Below are 14,363 nucleotides of genomic sequence, written 5' to 3'. Positions count from 1 at the left end.
GAGGGTGGGCCATGCAGGGGCGTTGGCGCCATGGATGGCGCCATCGAGCTTACAGGGACGTACTTGCAGCGTCCCCTGCATGGCTCACCCGCCCCGCCAAGCACGGCATTTTGAATTCAGCGCCCAACCACGAGGGGCTCAGCCGTTGGCCGCCGCAAACTCCGGCCGCGTCAGGTTGTCCGCCTCGCCCTCGGTGCACAGCACTTCGTCTTCGATGCGGATGCCGCCATACGGGCGGAAGAAGTCCACGCGGTCCCAGTTGATCGCATCGCCATGGCCGGCATCCTTCACTTCGTTCAACAGCATGTCGATGAAGTACAGGCCCGGTTCGATGGTCACCACCATGCCCGGCTCCAGCACGCGGGTCAGGCGCAGGTAGGGATGACCGGCCGGGCGCTCGATGCGGCCACCTTCGTCGCTGGCGGCGAAGCCGGCCACGTCATGCACCTGCAGGCCGATCAGGTGACCGATGCCGTGCGGGAAGAACGCGGCGCTGACGCCGGTTTCCAGCGCAGTCTGCGGCGAGACCTTGATCACGCCGAAGTCCTTCAGCACGCCCATCAGCGAAAGATGTGCATCCACATGCAGCTGCTTGTAGTCGAAGCCCGGGCGAACTGCTGCGCACATCTGCTGCTGGGCGGCGTCGACGGCGGCGATCATCGCGGCGAATTCGTCGTGGCCGTGCGCGGCGTACGTGCGGGTGATGTCACTGGCATAGCCGTGCGCGCTGGCGCCGGCGTCGATCAGGAAGCTGCGCAGCGGCTGCGGTGCCTTGCGGCCCAGCTCGGTGTAGTGCAGCACCGCAGCGTGCTCGTTCAGGGCCACGATGTTGCCGTAGGGCAGTTCGTTGGCATCCTGGCCGACGGCCTGGCAATAAGCCATGTGGATGCTGAATTCGTCGGCGCCATTGCGGAACGCGGCTTCGGCGGCACGGTGGCCGCGCACGCCCAGCACCTGCGCCTGGCGCATCAACGCGATCTCATACGGCGTCTTGCTGCCACGATGCCATTCGAGGTAGTTCACCACCGGCGCCGGGTTGTTCGGCACGAAAGCACCCAGCGCGCTCTGCGGCTCGGCCAGGATCGCGCAGCGCGCCGCATCGGCCGGCAGCAGGGCCAGCGCCTCTTCGGGCTTGCGGATGATGTGGATATCGAAGTGCTCCACCCACCAGCCGCTGGGCGCGTCCGGCACCACGTGCCAGTAGTCGAAGGGCTGGTGGAAGATCACCGCCGGGCGCTTGCCCGGGGTGAACACGATCCAGCTGTTGGGCACGCGGGTGAGCGGCAGCCACGCCTTGAACTGGGGATTTACCGCGTACGGATAGTCGCGGTCGTCGAACACCTGGTAGTGCAGGGTGCCGCTGGGCACCACCAGGTGGTCGAAGCCGCCGCGGGCCAGCGCCTGTTCGGCGCGTCGGCACAGCACGGCCAGATGGTCGGAATACAGGGCGCCGGGGTCTTGCTGGATCATTGCGGTGGCTCGACACGGAAAACGGCCCTAGATTCTGCCGCATACCGCAGAAAACCGCTGTGCCGGAACCGGCACTCAGGCCGTCGAAACCGGTCCCTCGTCGCTGTCCTCGCCTACCCACTGCCGCAGCAGCTGCCGATGTTCGCGCGACAGGGTAAGGAAGCGGAAGCCGGTCCAGCTCTGCCCAGGGGCGTGCGCAGGCTCGCTCCACAGCAGGTGCACGCCCACGTCGATGGCCTCCTGGCGGCCATCGCCCATCGGCAACGGGAAACGCAGCTGGTACAGCGCGTCCTCGCGCAATGGCGTACTGGCCAGCATCAGCATGCCGGTTTCGGACACGTTGCCAAGGCGACCCACCACGCAGTCGCGCATCTGGTCGGTGACCGGTACCAGGTCCGAGACCTGGCGGCGTGGCGCGCGACGGGTGTCCTGGGGCGGTTGGGTGTTCATGCGGATGTCTCCCCGGCGTGGCCGTCGGCCAGTGCACGCAGTGCGTCGAGGCTGGCCTGCCACGCGCGATCAACCAGCCGCCCCTTGTCTTCGGTGACCAGCTGCGCGCGGCCCGCGCTGATCTGCCGGGCCAACGTATCCAGGTCGGTATCGGCGATCTTCTGTCCGCGCGGATTGACGAACAGGGCATGGCCGGTCAGCAGGCTGTACCAGGACAGGCGCTGGCGGCGCAGCGTGCCATCGCCATTGTCGATGTCGAACCAGCTGCCGAACGGCAGCGCGGACAGCTGCTGGTAAGCGGCTTCCTCGGCGGCGTTGCGCGGGCTGGATGGTGCCGTGGTGGTGGGCCCGGCCTGTTCTCCCAGCCGCGCGCGCGCCTTCAGGCGCGCACTGAGCTCGGTACGCGAGGTGCTGTCATCCTCGCCGCCGGGCGTGGCCAGCCTGCGCGCGACCGCAGCGGCTTCCTCGGCGTGGTAGCCCACCTGCACCAGCGCGGCTTCCACATCGGCGGCCAGCGCGGCATCGGTGCCACCGGGGGCATCCACGGCCTGCGCGGTCACCGCTGCAATGCGCTGGGTCTGTTGCAGGCGCTCCTGCCATTGCGGTGAATCATCGCCGTGGCGCAGGCGGGTCAGGGTGAGGGCATCGGCCCAGGCCTGGCGCAGCAGCGTCTGCACGAAGCGCGGCGGTGCCTGCGCATCACAGCACTGGTCGATCTGTGCATTGGCCTGGCGCCGGGCCAGTTCCAGGCGTTCCTTGCCGCGCGCGGCTTCGACGTGGCGGCGCTCGGCCAGCTCGGCGCGGTGAACCGCCGCACGCTGGTGCTGCTGCACGTCCTCGTTGGCGGTGGCGAAGGCTTCCGGGGTACGGACGTCCTGGCCCAGCAGGCCCTGCACGCTCTGCGCCATGCGCTGCAGCAGCTGTGGATCGACATCATCATCGCCCAGCCAGCTGGCGCCGGCTTCGGCGACCTGGTTGAGCAGTTCGCGGGCGGGATGCTCGTCACGCACGAAGAAGCCGGGGTCAGCCATGGCGGCGCGCGCCAGTGGCACCTGCAGGCGTGCCAGCAGGGCCGCCGGCACCGGGTCTGGGCGTTGCTGCTGCTGCACCTGCTGCATCAGCAGGCGCAGCAGGTCGAGGTTGTCACGGTCATGGCTGCCGAGCTGCGCCTGTGCGCCATGTTCGCTGCGGAGCTGGGCGACAACGGCCGCCTGCAGATCGGCAACGCCGGTGGCGGCACTGGACTGGGCCTGCAATCGCGCGAGTACGGCATCTACGGCGGCGCTGGGCACGGCGACGCTCTGCGCGGGCGCTGCGCTGGCCTGCCGGGCCTGCTGCAGCAGTTCGTGCAAGGCGCTGCCGGCGGAGGTGGTCAGCCCGGGGATGGCCGAGCCGGCGCTACCACTGTCGCTGACCGCATCCTGCAGCAGGTTCGACCACGAGCCGGAGGGAGCCGGCCCGTTCCAGCCGGTCAGCGGCGCTGCGGTACGTTTGGCGGGCTGCGTCGCGCGGCCACCACCCACCGACTGGGTGATGATGCGCCGCGTGCTCGCCGAACGTGCCAGGTAAGGGGTGTAGACCAGCCCGGGCAGGACGCCCTGCTGGGACAGCAGGGCATTGGCACGATCAAGTACATCGCCCAGGCGCTCCAGTACCTGGCGTTCGAAGCTGCGGTACAACGCCAGCTGCACTTCGGTGCTGAGGCCGTCCTGTTCGGCCAGCCTGCGCACCATTGCACACAAGGCCTGCGGTGCAAGGGGCAGGGCGTCGGTCTCGAATGCCGGCGCAGCGGCGAGTACGCCCAACCGCTGGCCCAGCAGGTTCAGCGAGTTGGTTGAACGCAGGGTTTCACGCCGCACCATCTCGGTCAGCAGCAGATCACGGTCGACATCGTGTTCGGCGACCAGGGACAGGCCCAGCATGCCGGGCAGCGGTGGTGGCGTGGAAAGCGCCGGCGCCGCCGCCGCAGGGTCACGCAGGCGTGCCAGGGATTCGGCGACTGCGTCGAGCATGCGATCGGGGAAATGGCCGGCGAAGGCGTGCAGCTGGCCGCGCTGGGCCATCAGGTCCGCCTGCTGCATGGGATTGCGCGCGCGATCCGCGTCGTGCAGCAGCGCTTGTTCCAGCGCTTCAACGGTCAGGATCAGAGGCGCGGCCAGGGTCTGCCGGCAGAGGCCGATCAACGCGCCCAGCAGTTCGCGCACCCGCGGCGGCAGGTCGGCTGCAGCCAGGCGGGCTTTGTCGGCAGGGGTTGGGGAAAAGACAGCTGACATCTGCGAGCGGTACCCGGATTCCCGCGGATCGATCTGGTGAATCTACCGTGTCGGCCGATGTCGGCGCTACTTTAGCGCTGAACGTGAACCGCATCCGCCGGACCATGCCCGGCGGCAGGATCAATCCTCCAGGAACAGGCTCACCACATCGTTGGTGAAGCGGCGACCCAGTTCGGTCGGCTGCACATGGCCATCCGCCAGCTGCAGCCAGCCACGCTGGACGGCCTCGGCCAGTGGTGCGTCCAGCACGCTGCACGGCAGACCGGTGCGCGACTCGAAATCGCGCAGGCTGAAACCTTCGTGCAGGCGCAGCAGGTTCAGCATGTACTCGAACGGTAGGCGCTCCGGCGCGATCACATCGTCGCCACCGAGCGAGGCCGGGGTACCCGCGCTGTCCAGGTAGGCCTGCGGGTGCTTCAGCTTCCAGCGGCGCAGCACGTGTTCTTCGGCGCCTGAACTGATCTTGCCGTGCGCACCGGCACCGATGCCCAGGTAATCGCCGAAGCGCCAGTAGTTCAGGTTGTGCGCGCTCTGCCGGCCGGGTCGCGCATAGGCGCTGACTTCGTACTGGCCGAAACCGGCCTGCGCGAGCAGTGCCTGGCAGTGCTCCTGCATGTCCCAGGCGTTGTCTTCATCGGGAATGCCCTGCGGCGGCCGTGCGAAGAACACCGTGTTCGGCTCGAGGGTGAGCTGGTAATGCGAGATGTGCGCCGGCTGCAGCGCGAAGGCGCGCTCCAGGTCGGCCTCTGCACCGGCCAGGGTCTGTTCCGGCAGCGCGTACATCAGGTCGATGTTGAAGTTGTCGTAGCCCGCGTCCTGCGCCATCTTCACCGCGCGCTCGGCTTCGCCACTGTCGTGGATGCGGCCCAGGCGCTTGAGCATCGCGTCGTCGAAACTCTGGATGCCGAAGCTGAGGCGGTTCACGCCGGCCGCGCGATAGCGGTCGAAACGGCCGTGCTCGGCGGTGCCCGGGTTGGTCTCCAGGGTGATCTCGGCATTGGGCGCGAAACGCAGGCGCGCGCTGGCCTGCTGCAGGAAGCGGTCGATCGCTTCCGGCGGGAACAGGCTGGGTGTACCGCCGCCAAAGAATACGCTGTGCACCACCCGGCCCCAGACCAGCGGCAGGTCCTGGTCCAGGTCGCGCAGCAGTGCATCGATGTAGGCATCGAACGGCAGCTCGCCCTTGGCCTGGTGCGAATTGAAATCGCAGTACGGGCATTTGCGCACGCACCATGGCAGGTGCACGTACAGCGACAGCGGTGGCGGCACCAGCCGCGGCGGGCTGTCGTGGTCAGCGGAGCAGGCTTCGCCGGGCAGGTGGTTGCAGTGGTCGTGGGCGTGCGGCATGGGCTTCTTCGGTAGTGCCGGCCGCTGGCCGGCTTCCCTGGTTCGATCAGGTGGGGCGTCAGTACAGGGTCGCCAGCCGCTGCTTGAGCTGCTGCAGGGCGAGGGCGCGGTGGCTGATGGCGTTCTTCAGCGCCGGCTCCATTTCCGCGGCGGTCAGGCCGTGGGTGGTGTCCATGAACACCGGGTTGTAGCCGAAACCATTCGTGCCGCGCAGCTCGCGGATGATCTGGCCCTCCCAGCGGCCTTCGCAGATCAGCGGCTGCGGGTCGGTGGCGTGGCGCAGCAGCACGATCACCGCATAGAAGCGGGCGCTGCGCTGGCCATCGGGAATATCGGCCATCGCTTCCAGCAGCTTGGCATTGTTGGCCGCCGCGTTGGTCGGGTGGCCGGCATAGCGCGCGCTGTACAGGCCCGGCGCACCGCCGAGGGCATCGACGATCAGGCCCGAATCATCGGCCAGCGCCGGCAGGCCGGTTGCTTCGCAGGCCGCGCGCGCCTTCAGCAGCGCGTTCTCGACGAAGGTCAGGCCGGTTTCTTCCACGTCACCCAGGCCGAGTTCGGCGGCCGAGGTGATCTGCAGCGGCAGGTCGGCAAGGATCTCCTGCATCTCCACCAGCTTGCCGGCGTTGTGGCTGGCCAGTACCAGTTTCTTCATTGACGGGGCTCCAGCAGGTCCCAGGTGTTGCCATACAGATCGCGGAACACCGCAACCGTTGCATAGGGTTCTTCGCGCGGCGCTTCCAGGAACTCGACGCCGGCGGCCAGCATCGCCGCGTGGTCGCGGTGGAAGTCGTCGGTGTTGAGGAAGAAGGCTACCCGGCCACCGGTCTGGTTGCCGATGCGGCTGCGCTGTTCCTCGTCGCTGGCACGCGCCAGCAGCAGGGCGGCGGCGCTGCCGTCGGTCGGGCCGACCACCACCCAACGCTTGTGGCCCTGGTCGATGTCTTCCAGCAGCGTGAAGCCGAGCTTGCCGGTGTACCAGGCGATGGCTTCGTCGTAATCGGCCACCACCAGGGTGGTCAGGGCAAGGCGCCGGTTCATGCCGACAGCGCCGCCTGCTGTGCGGCCAGCAGTTCGGCCACGCCCTTTTCGGCCAGGCCCAGCAGCGCGTCCAGTTCGTCGCGGCGGAAGGCATGGCCTTCGGCGGTGCCCTGCAGCTCGATGAAGCCGCCACCGTCGTTCATCACCACGTTCATGTCGGTGTCGCAGTCGCTGTCTTCGGCGTAGTCCAGGTCCAGCACCGGGGTGCCGCGGTACACGCCCACCGACACGGCGGCCACCGCGCCCAGGATCGGGTTGCGCTTGATGTCGCCGCGCTTCATCAGCACGTTCACCGCATCGACCAGGGCCACGTAGGCGCCGGTGATGGCGGCGGTGCGGGTGCCACCGTCGGCCTGCAGCACGTCGCAGTCCAGGGTGATGGTGCGTTCGCCCAGCGCGTTGCGGTCCACGCAGGCGCGCAGGCTGCGGCCGATCAGGCGCTGGATCTCCAGCGTGCGGCCCCCCTGCTTGCCACGGGCCGCTTCACGGTCGCTGCGGGTGTGGGTGGCGCGCGGCAGCATGCCGTACTCGGCGGTGACCCAACCCTCGCCCTTGCCGCGCAGGAAGCCCGGCACGCGGTTCTCGACGCTGGCGGTGCACAGCACACGGGTTTCACCGAAGCACACCAGCACCGAACCTTCGGCGTGGCGGGTGAAGCCGCGTTGGATGACGACCGGGCGGAGCTGGTCGGGCTGGCGGCCGCTGGGGCGGGAATCGGACATGGTGCGGGTTCCGTAGTGGCGAGGGAGTACGCCGCCACGCCCGCGGCCTTCACGGGGCGGGCGAGGGGGCTCTGGTGAGGGCGCTAGGGTACCATTCCCCCTTTGCACGCACCGGACACAATCCATGATTCGAAGCATGACCGCCTACGCCGGCGGCGAGCGGGTCACCCCGTGGGGCACGCTGGGCTGCGAGCTGCGCTCGGTCAACCACCGCTTCCTGGAGGTCGGCACCCGCCTGCCCGAGGAACTGCGGGCGCTGGAACCGCAGCTGCGCGAGCGCATTGCCGCGCGCCTGAGCCGCGGCAAGCTGGATCTGGTGATGCGCCTGCGTGCGCCGGAAGCGGCGGCCAACCTGCAGGTGGATGAAGCCCTGCTGGGCCAGCTGGGACGCCTGGCGCACCGGCTGACCTCGGATTTCCCCAACCTGCAGGTCAGCTTCACCGACCTGCTGCAGCTGCCGGGCGTGACCCGCGGCGAGGCCACCGATGCCGCTGCCCTGCAGGCCGAGGCACTGGCCCTGCTGGACCAGGTGCTGGACGGCTTCGTCGAGGCCCGCGAGCGTGAAGGCGGAAAGCTGTCCGCCGCCATCAGCGAGCGGGTGGACGGCATCGAACGCATCGCCACCGAAGTGCGCACCCTGATTCCGGCCATTCGCGACGGCCAGCGCGCCAAGCTGGCCGCACGCCTGGCTGACCTGCCGCACCCGGTCGACCCGGGCCGTGCCGAGCAGGAGCTGGTGCTGTGGCTGCAGAAGCTGGACGTGGATGAAGAACTGGACCGCCTCGGCAGCCACATCGTCGAGATCCGCCGCGTGCTCAAGCAGCGCGAGCCGGTCGGCCGCCGCCTGGACTTCCTGCTGCAGGAGTTCAACCGCGAAGCCAATACGCTGGGTTCGAAGTCGGTGGACAGCCGCACGTCCAATGCGGCGGTGGAACTGAAGGTGCTGATCGACCAGATCCGCGAGCAGGTGCAGAACATCGAGTGATGCTGCACCCAGCGAAACGACAAGGGCGCCTTCGGGCGCCCTTGTCGTTCCCGCGCATCAGCGCAGGCTGACGCCCGGTGTTCCAGTGCTCAAGCCGCCGATCACGGCCGCGTGGCCGAACCCTGCGTCGTGGAAACAGGCCAGCACCGCATCCACTGCTTCCGGGGCACAGGACACCAGCAGGCCGCCGCTGGTCTGCGGGTCGGTCAGCAGTGGCTGCCAGTGTGCTGGCAACCCGTCGGCGAAGCGCACGTCGGCGCCATACGAGGCCCAGTTGCGGTGGGACGCGCCGGTCACGCAGCCGTGCTGCAGAAGTTGCAGGGCCTGAGGCAGCAGCGGCACCTGGGCACTGTCCACCTCGGCAGCGACACCACTGGCGCGGCACACTTCCAGCAGGTGGCCGAGCAGGCCGAAACCGGTCACGTCGGTCATCGCGTGCACGCCGTCCAGTGCGGCCAGCGGGACGCCCACGGTGTTAAGTCGGGTGGTCGACTCGAGCATCTGCTGGTAGCCGTCGGCATCCAGCACTTCTTTTTTCAGTGCTGACGAATACACGCCCACGCCCAACGGCTTGCCCAGAACCAGCACGTCGCCGGCGCGGGCATCGGCATTGCGCTTGAGTCGCTGTGGATCGAGCATGCCGATCGCGGCCAGGCCATAGATGGGTTCCACCGAATCGATGCTGTGGCCACCAGCCACCACGATGCCGGCATCGGCGCAGGCGCGTTCGCCGCCCTGCAGGATGCTGCGGATGGTGTCCTGCGGCAGGGTGTTGATCGGCATGCCGACGATGGCCAGTGCGAACAATGGCCGTGCGCCCATCGCGTACAGGTCCGACAACGCATTGGTGGCGGCGATGCGGCCGAAGTCGAACGGGTCGTCGACAATCGGCATGAAGAAATCGGTGGTGGCGACGATCGCCTGGTGGTCATCAAGGCGGTATACCGCCGCATCGTCGCTGGTCTCGCGGCCGACCAGCAGTTCAGCTGGTGCCGGAAGCGCTGGAGCGCCGCGCAGCAGTTCCGTCAGTACGCCCGGCGCGATCTTGCAGCCGCAGCCGCCGCCGTGCGCCAGCGAGGTCAGGCGTTGCGGGGCATCGGCCGTTGAAGGAGCGGGGGACTGCGCGTGCGTGGCCATGCCGACATCTCCTGCGGAAACACGAATGGCGGAAGGCAGCAGGAGTCGAACCTACCAGGGAACGATCGACGCCCCCTACTGGGTTTGAAGCCCAGCCGCATGCCCGGATGCGCATGCCTTCCGAAAGTACCGCGGTACCGGTCGACTCAGTCGCGGGCTGCGTTCCATTGCAGATCGCCGCGTGGCCGATGCTGGTCACCGACGCGTCGAGTGTAGCCAACGCGATTGAAGAACTCCAAGATCTGGATGCTGCGCTTGCGGCCCAGGCCGATGGCATCGCGGAAAGCGGCCGCATCCACCGTGCCGGTGGCCTGCGACAGCTGCGCGACGATCGCGGCCAGCTCGGCAATGCGGGCCGGCGCATAGAACAGGTCCGGTACTACCTGGAACAGTTCACCGCGCGCTGCGGCGCGGCGCAGGGCGGCGCGGACCTCGTCTTCGACCAGACCGAAGCCGGCGGCCAGGGTGCGCACCCATGGCGGATCGAAACCGCCGTCATGCAGCTGCGGCAGCACGCGTTCGAGCAGCAGGCGCTCGCGTTCCGGTGGCGCGTGGTCATGGCCGGGCAGGCGCCACCAGGCGCCCACGCGCTGCACGCTGCCGTCGTCCAGCAGGTCCTGGAGCAGCGCGTTCCACAGGCTCGTTGCCAGCGCAGGCAGGGTGCTGCGCTGCAGGCGCCCGCTGTCGACACCGGGTTCGTCAGGGCGTCGTTCATGCCAGCCACGCAGTGAGGCGATTACCTGTTCGCGCAGCACCTGCCAGTGCGCAGCGAGGATGACCACAGTGGCGTCGCGGGTGGCGATGCGCTGCGCGCCTGCAGGAAGATCGATCTGTTCGGCGGCGCGCCGGCAGTAGCGCTGCAGCGCGGCCAATGGAATTCCGGAGGGCGCCTGCTGAAGCAGCGGGCCAACATCTGCGCTGGTGGCCAGCTGTTCCAGCGCCACCAGCCACGCCAGGCGTGCAGGGCTGCGCCGCCGCCGTTGTGGCGGATCCGGATCGAGTACCACACCGCCGCCCAGCGTACGGGTTGCCGCCGAATCGCGGGCAATGAAGCGATCGCCGCACATCGCGCATACCGGCGCGTCGAACACCAGCTGCACGAGCTGTCCATTGCCGTGGTCACGATCTTCCAGCAGCACTGCATGGGCCTGCCGGTGCATCGTGCCCCAGTGGATATGCAGCGGCGCCCAGTCGCGCAGCGGCGGTGCCAGCGCGGAGAGCCGCAGGCGCACATCAACGCGGGTGGTGGCCAGCAGTGCGCGCGGGTCGGCGATCCAGTCGCCGCGGTGGATGTCGTCGCGGGCGATTGCGGCCAGGTTCAACGCGCAGCGTTGCCCGGCCATCGCGTGGTCGCTGGCCCGGTTCTGCGCGTGGATGCTTCGCACGCGTACGTCGGTGGCGCCTGGCATCAGCTGCAGGTGCTCGCCAACAGTGGCGATGCCGCCGTGCACAGCGCCAGTCACCAGCGTGCCGTGGCCGGCCAGCGAGAACACGCGGTCCACCGGCATGCGGAACAGTTCGCCGCGCAGCCTGGCCTGCCGCGCGCTGGCATCGGCTGCGGCCCAGGCATGCAGCTGGGCACGCAGTGCGTTGATGCCAGCATCGTTGGGTGCGGTGCTGTTGCAGGTGAATACAGGGGAATCCTGCAGCGGCGTGCCGGCCAGCAGGGCAGCGATCTCGATCTCGAGCCGGGCCTGGCGCGCGGCATCCACGCGGTCGATCTTGGTCAGGGCCACCGCACCGCGGTCCACGCCCAGAAGCTGCAGGATCGCCAGGTGCTCACGGGTCTGCGGCATCACGCCGTCGTCGGCGGCGATCACCAGCAGGGCAACATCGATGCCCGTCGCACCGGCCACCATCGTGTGCACGAAGCGCTCATGGCCGGGCACATCAACGAAGCCCAGCGTGGTTGCGGGGGCTTCGCCGTCCGCGGCTTCCACCGGAACATAGGCGTAGCCCAGTTCGATGGAAATGCCGCGCGTACGCTCTTCCTGCAGGCGATCGGTTTCGATGCCGGTCAGTGCCCGCACCAGGCTGGTCTTGCCATGGTCGATATGCCCGGCGGTGCCGACGATCATGCCTGCAGCGCGCTCCATTGGGCGAGGAAGGCCGCTTCGTCCCCGGGTTCCAGGCAGCGCAGGTCCAGCCACAACGCGTCATCGGCAATGCGGCCCAGCACCGGGCGTGGTAGCTGACGCAAGCGCTTGGCCAGGCGATCCAGTCCGCCACGGCGTGCGCTGGCAATGCGCAGTCCGGCGCTGGCCAGCTGCGCCTGTGGCTGCGCGCCGCTGCCGATCTGGCTGTGCATCGCTGCACATTCGACGCTGTAGTCTGCTGCCAGCCCGGCGCGCACCTGCGGCAGCAGACGCTGCGCCTGCGCAGAAACATCGTCGTGCGTACGCGACAGGATACGCAGGGTCGGCAGCCGCTGCGCCAGCAGCTCCGGTTCGCGGTACAGGGCCAGCACCGCTTCCAGTGCGGCCAGGCCCATCTTGTCCATGCGCAGTGCCCGCTTGAGCGGGTTGCGGTTGATCCGCGCAATCAGGTCAGCGCGGCCGGCGATGATGCCGGCCTGGGGACCACCCAGCAGCTTGTCGCCACTGAACGAAACCAGATCGGCGCCAGCGGCCAGCGCTTCCTGCACGGTGGGCTCGTGCGGCAGCCCGAAGGCCGCCAGATCGCACAGGCTGCCACTGCCCAGGTCCACGACCAACGGCAAGCCATGTTCGTGCGCGATGTCCGCCATCGTCGCAGTGTCAACTTTGGCAGTAAAACCGGTGATTGCGTAGTTGCTGGCATGCACCTCCATCAGCAGCGCTGTGCGCGCGCCGATGGCGTTGGTGAAGTCGGTCGGGTGTGTGCGATTGGTGGTGCCCACTTCCAGCAGCCGCGCGCCCGCGCTGCGCATCACATCCGGGATGCGGAAAGCGCCGCCGATCTCCACCAGCTCGCCGCGCGACACCACCACCTCACGGCGGTTGGCCAGGCTGTTGAGCAGCAGCAGGACCGCTGCCGCATTGTTGTTGACCACGGTGGCGGCTTCGGCGCCGGTCAGCTCGCAGATCAATGCCTGCACCCGTGCATCGCGGTCGCCGCGACGGCCACGGATGACGTCGAACTCCAGATCCACCGGCGCGGTCATCGCGCGGCTGACCGCGTGCACGGCGGCATCGGGCAGCAATGCGCGGCCGAGATTGGTGTGCAGCACGGTGCCGGTCAGATTGAACATCGGCTGCAGATCCAGCCGTGCATCGGCCGCTAGCGCGGCCTCGACCGCCGCAACCAGCGCCGGACCGCCAACCACTTCCTGCAGCTGCGCGGTCGACAGCTGGCCGGCGCCGATACGGTCGCGCAGCCCCTGCAGGTGCGAACGCAGCAGCTGGGTGATGCGGCTGCGGCCGTGGCGTTCGATCAGTGCTGCCAGTGCAGGCAGGCGCAGCAACCGGTCCAGCGAGGGCAGGGCGGCGACCGATGCCGGGGGGAGGGACATGGCAGCCATCGATCAGTCGCTGTCGGATTGCCACAGCAGCGGATTCTGGCTGGAACGCGCATAGCCTTCCTCGGCCAGCAGCAGATCCAGCGCCAGTGTGCCGAGGTCATCAGCCGCCGGCTCCAGTGACGGGTCTTTCTCCAGATACAGGATCTTGCGATAACTGTGGCAGTGGTCGCACGTCTCGGCACGCACCGCACTCTCGCGCACCGCCTCGCCGCTGTCGCCGTCCACCTCGGCCAAGGCGCGATACGCGATGTCCTTGCCGGCGGCACCACACTGGCTGCACTGCACGCGCACGTAATGCCACTGGCAGGCGCACAGCGAGCATGACAGGTAACGATAGGAGGCGTAGGGCGGGCGCGCCTGCACCACGCTGGCCACCGGCAGCGTGCCGCACAGCGGGCACAGCCCCGGCGCATCCGCCAGTGGCTTGAGGTCGGTGGGCCGGAAGCTGGCCGCGAGCACTGCCCAGTAGACCTGCAGTGCGTTCATCACCAGCAGTGCTGCAACCGCGTCCACCGATGGCGCGTCATCACGCTCCAGCACGGCATGGGCCTGCGCATCCAGCCAGGCATCGTCGGCAGCGGCGACGCGCTGCAGCTCCTGCCGGGTTTCCACCGGAAGCCCGGCTTCGTCGGCACAGTGCTGGCACAGCGTGCGCAGCCAGTTGCGCCAGCAGCCATCGAGTTGCAGGGTATTGGCCGGGCGTAACGGCATCCCGGCACTGGCGGCCGCAGTCGACTGCTGTGCACGCGCCTGTGTCTGAACCTCCTCGCGTTGCTGCGGCGTCAACTCATCCAGCAGTGCCTGCTGCGCATCGGCCAGCGCCGCCAGCAGCTGCAGGTAGCCACCGATGGCGCTGTGCACAGCCAGGCTGCGCAGCCGCGCCGCGCGTTCGGCGAACAGCGATGCCGCATCGGGCAGGATGATGCGCGGAACATCGCGCGAGGCCAGCGTCTCGATCTCACCGGGTTCAAGGATGCGTTGCGCCATGCAGGGCCAGCCGGAAGAACCAGCCTCCATCCTCGCCGTTGTCAGCGCTGGCGTCCAGCGTGACGCCGGCCATTTGAAAGGTCGGGGTCAGATCCGTTTTCCAGAGGAAATCGGATCTGACCCCCTCGGTTGTTGCCGTGTTCATCGTGTCGACCAAGGTCGACACCCACCAAAAGCAGCGCAGAAAGCCGTCCCGACAGATCGCAGGAAACTGTCGAAGGCGGGGTGGGGGGGGGGGGGGGGGGGGGGGGGGGGGGGGGGGGGGGGGGGGCCCCCCCCCCCCCCCCGGGTTGGGGGCCCCCCCCCCCCCCCCCCCCCCCCCCCCCCCCCCGAACACCCGATGAGGTTTTTTTATTTTTTTTAGGCGTGGTGGGGGCCCCGGCGCCCCCGCGCCGCCCTGACCCCCCCCCCCCCCCCCCGCCCCGTCAACACGATCCCGTGGGCGTGTTTCA

13 protein-coding genes and 1 tRNA gene are annotated in these 14,363 nt (G+C 68.7%); 1 reads left to right on the top strand and 13 read right to left on the bottom strand.

The genetic code is table 11. The annotated features are described in order from the left end of the window. Nucleotides 1-138 precede the first annotated feature (138 nt). The 7 genes from pepQ to rph form a co-directional block, all read right to left on the bottom strand. Complete coding sequence (gene pepQ, locus QRO91_RS18765; protein ID WP_100443673.1) at nt 139-1,470, bottom strand: Xaa-Pro dipeptidase; 1,332 nt, start codon at nt 1,468-1,470, stop codon at nt 139-141. A 75-nt stretch (nt 1,471-1,545) separates the two neighbouring features. Further along, on the bottom strand, nt 1,546-1,920 hold the full coding sequence (locus QRO91_RS18760; protein WP_049426705.1) for a PilZ domain-containing protein: 375 nt from the start codon (nt 1,918-1,920) through the stop codon (nt 1,546-1,548). Continuing rightward, the gene (locus tag QRO91_RS18755; protein WP_049426695.1) at nt 1,917-4,193 is read right to left on the bottom strand and encodes a DUF1631 family protein; all 2,277 of its coding nucleotides are present in this window, start codon (nt 4,191-4,193) and stop codon (nt 1,917-1,919) included. Before QRO91_RS18755 ends, QRO91_RS18760 begins: the two co-directional genes overlap by 4 nt. A 120-nt stretch (nt 4,194-4,313) precedes the next feature. Beyond that, on the bottom strand, nt 4,314-5,540 hold the full coding sequence (gene hemW / locus QRO91_RS18750) for a radical SAM family heme chaperone HemW (protein WP_049426696.1): 1,227 nt from the start codon (nt 5,538-5,540) through the stop codon (nt 4,314-4,316). Nucleotides 5,541-5,598: 58 nt separating this feature from the next. Further along, on the bottom strand, nt 5,599-6,195 hold the full coding sequence (gene rdgB / locus QRO91_RS18745; RefSeq protein ID WP_049426697.1) for an RdgB/HAM1 family non-canonical purine NTP pyrophosphatase: 597 nt from the start codon (nt 6,193-6,195) through the stop codon (nt 5,599-5,601). Further along, on the bottom strand, nt 6,192-6,581 hold the full coding sequence (locus tag QRO91_RS18740; protein ID WP_049426698.1) for a VOC family protein: 390 nt from the start codon (nt 6,579-6,581) through the stop codon (nt 6,192-6,194). Before QRO91_RS18740 ends, rdgB begins: the two co-directional genes overlap by 4 nt. After that, nucleotides 6,578-7,303 (bottom strand): ribonuclease PH, encoded by a 726-nt coding sequence (gene rph / locus QRO91_RS18735; protein ID WP_049426699.1) that lies wholly within the window; start codon nt 7,301-7,303, stop codon nt 6,578-6,580. The genes QRO91_RS18740 and rph overlap by 4 nt, the downstream gene beginning before the upstream one ends. Before the next feature lie 124 nt (nt 7,304-7,427). On the opposite strand from rph, the gene QRO91_RS18730 reads away from it, so the two are divergent. Then, complete coding sequence (locus QRO91_RS18730) at nt 7,428-8,288, top strand: YicC/YloC family endoribonuclease (RefSeq protein ID WP_049426700.1); 861 nt, start codon at nt 7,428-7,430, stop codon at nt 8,286-8,288. 57 nt (nt 8,289-8,345) lie between these two features. Here QRO91_RS18730 and selD read toward each other — a convergent pair whose 3' ends face one another. From selD to QRO91_RS18700, 6 genes are all read right to left on the bottom strand, one after another. Then, nucleotides 8,346-9,425 (bottom strand): selenide, water dikinase SelD, encoded by a 1,080-nt coding sequence (selD, locus tag QRO91_RS18725; RefSeq protein WP_049426701.1) that lies wholly within the window; start codon nt 9,423-9,425, stop codon nt 8,346-8,348. 26 nt (nt 9,426-9,451) lie between these two features. Further along, nucleotides 9,452-9,547, bottom strand: a tRNA-Sec gene (locus tag QRO91_RS18720). Between the two features lie 24 nt (nt 9,548-9,571). Then, nucleotides 9,572-11,503 carry a selenocysteine-specific translation elongation factor gene (gene selB / locus QRO91_RS18715; protein WP_285310510.1) on the bottom strand — a complete coding sequence of 644 codons (1,932 nt, stop codon included), beginning with the start codon at nt 11,501-11,503 and terminating at the stop codon, nt 9,572-9,574. Further along, the gene (selA, locus tag QRO91_RS18710; protein WP_049426702.1) at nt 11,500-12,924 is read right to left on the bottom strand and encodes an L-seryl-tRNA(Sec) selenium transferase; all 1,425 of its coding nucleotides are present in this window, start codon (nt 12,922-12,924) and stop codon (nt 11,500-11,502) included. The genes selB and selA overlap by 4 nt, the downstream gene beginning before the upstream one ends. A gap of 3 nt (nt 12,925-12,927) precedes the next feature. Beyond that, the gene (fdhE, locus tag QRO91_RS18705) at nt 12,928-13,911 is read right to left on the bottom strand and encodes a formate dehydrogenase accessory protein FdhE (RefSeq protein ID WP_049426703.1); all 984 of its coding nucleotides are present in this window, start codon (nt 13,909-13,911) and stop codon (nt 12,928-12,930) included. Further along, entirely contained in the window at nt 13,892-14,077 is a 186-nt protein-coding gene (locus QRO91_RS18700; protein WP_152906545.1) for a hypothetical protein, read from the bottom strand. Before QRO91_RS18700 ends, fdhE begins: the two co-directional genes overlap by 20 nt. Nucleotides 14,078-14,363 lie beyond the last annotated feature (286 nt).

The sequence above is a fragment of the Stenotrophomonas maltophilia group sp. Smal32 genome (assembly GCF_030237085.1).
GTDB lineage: Bacteria > Pseudomonadota > Gammaproteobacteria > Xanthomonadales > Xanthomonadaceae > Stenotrophomonas > Stenotrophomonas maltophilia_Q.
This window is presented reverse-complemented; position numbering and strand designations above follow the sequence as displayed.